This window comes from Caballeronia terrestris (genome assembly GCF_001544515.1).
GTDB lineage: Bacteria > Pseudomonadota > Gammaproteobacteria > Burkholderiales > Burkholderiaceae > Caballeronia > Caballeronia terrestris.
Window position 1 is genome coordinate 1 of sequence record NZ_FCOL02000211.1, and the last position, 3,311, is coordinate 3,311.

A 3,311-nucleotide genomic window follows, 5' to 3' on the forward strand; every position below is an offset into this window, starting at 1 on the left:
CTCGTCTAGCCGTCACGTAATGCGCTTTCCGGGTATTTTACGCATTAAATCATTCTCTGCTAATGATAATTAGCAGAGAATGCCAGAGTGATTTTTGCGACCCTTTTGCCTGCTACGCGCGTACTTTCGCTGACCAGCGAGGTCATAAGCGCCACGACAACCTCTCAATCGCCGTGGCGCAACGGCTTACGCCGGTTTGATGTTGGACGCCTGTTTGCCCTTTGGCCCCATCTTCTCGTCGTAGGTCACCTTCTGCCCTTCCGCGAGCGTCTTGAAGCCCTCCGTGCGAATTTCCGAGAAATGGGCGAACAGATCGTCACCGCCGCCGTCGGGGGTGATAAAGCCGAAACCTTTTGCATCGTTGAACCACTTAACCGTGCCAGTTGCCATGTTGTTTTGTACCTAAGTTACCGTTAATTGGCGATTGCCCCCAATCGCGCTGGGACGCTCATATTGAACCGTGGATGGATCGGCGGCAACCTCTGTCAGGGTTTTGTTTGAACGATAGGCATCAATTTGTTGCTATCGGATAGCTATCCGATAGCGCTTATGCCCCCAACCGTATGTGGAAGCTAAACGTACCTCGCGGTGCGACGATCATGAACGAAGGTTGGTTTTTATGACTATGACAGTTAGTTGCATAACAGTCGAATTGTCTACGAAACAAACAAGCACTATCAATTCAAGTAGCTCCCAGCTAGCTACGGATAACCAGATGTCGCTGCTGCACCCCCTTAGTGCACACACAGGCTAGCGAATAGATAGTCGCTGCCTCACGGTTACCCTGTGCAAGCTACCTCCTAGTTGCCCACATAGCTACCTATTAGATAGCTATCCGATACCCACTAGTTAGCTAATAGCTATTTAGCTAGTTCCTTGTTAGTCGCTCCATTAGAAATCCGATTTCAATGGTAGCTATCTGGTATCCATCTAGATTTCACTTGAAGTTGGCTACTATCTTGTTATCCTCTTGGTACTAAGTAGCGATCTGGTAGCTAGCCGTTAGCCAAGCCATTGGAACCAGCCGACTTATAGCTACCGGATAACTATCAGATAGCTACCCGGTAGCTATCTGATACCTACAAAACGGAACCAAAACGGACTCACTATGCCCACAATCGTATTTGTCAGCCCCAAGGGCGGCGCTGGAAAAACAACGTCCGCGCTCATACTGGCCGAGCAACTTGCCAGAAAGACCGACGTCACAGTCATCGACGCAGATCCCAACCATCCCATCAAAACGTGGGCCGCAGGTCAGAAATCTCTGAATCGACTCCAGGTGACCACCGATGCCGACGAAGAAAACATGATCGAGCGGATCGAAGAGGCGGCTTCTCAAACGCCGTTCGTGATCGTGGATTTAGAAGGTACGGCAGCCAAAATCGTCTTGCTGGCCATTAGTCAGGCCGACCTCGTTATCATCCCGACGCAAGGCTCTCAGCTGGATTCGAAACAAGCAGCGCGCGCCCTGCATGTCATCAAACAACAAGAAAAAATGTCGCGGCGACCTGTCCCCTATGGTGTGCTTCTCACTCGGACCAGCCCCATCATCCGGACTCGAACAATGACGCACATCAACACGGCCTTCGTCGAAGCAGGTATCAACGTCTTCGAAACCTCCTTGAACGAGCGGGAGGCGTTCCGGGCAATGTTCTCGTTTGGCGCGCCACTCGCAGATCTCGATCCTCGCGAAGTGTCGAATCTGGACAAAGCGATCGCCAATGCCGAAGCATTCGCAGCCGAGGTGATTGCAACCCTCCGTAAAAGCAGGGAGAGCTTGAAAACCGAGGAGGTTGAGGCATGAGCCGCGCCAACCCCCTCGACATTGATGACCTGAGCGACTTCGCGCCTCGCTCGGCAGTCGAACCTTCGAAACCCATCGCATCCGATGTAATTGACGAGATATCGCGAAAGAGTGGCTTTCCCAGCCGACAACCATCAAAGAAGGCGCCTCCTCCTACTTTGCCTGCGCAAACGCGAACCCAACGGAGATATGTGACTGGCCGGAATCAGCAGATCAACATCAAAGCGAAAGCAGAGACGATCGCCATGTTGAACACGCTCGCTGACAAACTGAACGTGCCTTTTGGCGAAGTGTTGGAGCGAGCCCTGCACGCACTCGATACCAGCTTGAAAGAAAAGCGCTGATTTGCTAGCTGGTAGCTACTAGGTAGCTTTAGCATTTGAGGTGTGTTGTAGGTTTTACGTCTCTAAAAAACACCACCAGTGGGTGTTGTTGTTTTTTTAAAGAACAACAACTTTAAAACCTTTGCGTTCACGAAACCCTTGCCCCATAAGGCTTTCCCGGCGGATAGGTCAGGGTTTATGGGGTGTAAAGTCAGGGTTTATGGGTAAAACCGTCGATAAAGGTTAGGGTTTATGGGGAAAGGTCAGGGTTTATGGGGCACGATGACATTTGCCAACCATGGCTTGTAAACAACTGATTCGTAAACCTTTATTCGCTGCATCGTCAACATACGGCTCTAAAAGTCAGGGTTTATGGGGCGAAAGGTCACCCTTTGTGGGGCCGCCGGCTGGATAGCCCACCCCTCCCAGCCACCCAGTAAGCGGAGAAGTCAGGGTTTATGGGGAATTGGCCCCAAGCACACTTACGAGCCAAGCACCGACTGGAGCCGATTCCCCGTCATTCCGCTCATCATCGGCATATGGCACTTAAAAATCCAGTGTTCCACCCAACAACAAAAGTCAGGGTTTATGGGGTGATCTGGTTAACAAAGGTCATGGTTTATGGGGAGCCCACAAAACGGGCTTTGATAGTCGCCCGTCCCTAGAGGGACCACCTTAAAGGTCATGGTTTATGGGGCAAGGCAAAAACGTTTGTCAAAAGGTCATGTTCTTTCTCTTGATGACCTGACTCCCAGTACTTACAATCGTCCGCTTAATGGAGCGGCGCATGCCTAACGTCAGACCCCAGCCTCAGGCGAGCGAACTACGAAAACATGTGGCTACCGTGCATGTGAGCGGTGAGCTTTCACTGCTCGAGCGGAAAATCGTAAACGTCCTTTTGTTAAACGCTTTCGACGAGTTGCTAACCAGCAAAACCCATTCTTTGCCTGTCGGCATCCTTTGCACGATGCTGGGTTTTGACAGTAAGAACACTGACGCGCTCAAGAAAGCACTTCTCAAAATCATGTCGACGCCGATCTCGTTTGATTTGCTGCACGAAGGAGGAAAGTCGGAATGGGCCGCTTCGCCATTGCTTTCGCATGCCGGCATCAGAAACGGGGTGTGCTCATACGAGTACAGCGATTGGCTAGCCAGGAAACTCGCGAATCCCGATATCTACACAC

General features: G+C 51.2%; 4 protein-coding genes. 3 read left to right on the forward strand and 1 reads right to left on the reverse strand.

The window, feature by feature from the left end; translation table 11 throughout:
- Window positions 1-186 precede the first annotated feature (186 nt).
- Window positions 187-390: a cold-shock protein gene (locus tag AWB67_RS35380; protein WP_087660550.1), complete on the reverse strand. Its 204-nt coding sequence runs from the start codon at window positions 388-390 to the stop codon at window positions 187-189.
- Between the two features lie 718 nt (window positions 391-1,108).
- Between AWB67_RS35380 and AWB67_RS35385 the strand changes: the two genes are divergently transcribed.
- The 3 genes from AWB67_RS35385 to AWB67_RS35390 form a co-directional block, all read left to right on the forward strand.
- Window positions 1,109-1,804: a ParA family protein gene (locus AWB67_RS35385; RefSeq protein WP_087660551.1), complete on the forward strand. Its 696-nt coding sequence runs from the start codon at window positions 1,109-1,111 to the stop codon at window positions 1,802-1,804.
- On the forward strand, window positions 1,801-2,148 hold the full coding sequence (locus AWB67_RS40215) for a stability/partitioning determinant (protein ID WP_125477828.1): 348 nt from the start codon (window positions 1,801-1,803) through the stop codon (window positions 2,146-2,148). The genes AWB67_RS35385 and AWB67_RS40215 overlap by 4 nt, the downstream gene beginning before the upstream one ends.
- Window positions 2,149-2,914: 766 nt before the next feature.
- Window positions 2,915-3,311, forward strand: a 397-nt coding sequence (locus AWB67_RS35390) for a replication initiation protein (RefSeq protein ID WP_235025543.1), incomplete at its 3' end; no start/stop codon positions are given.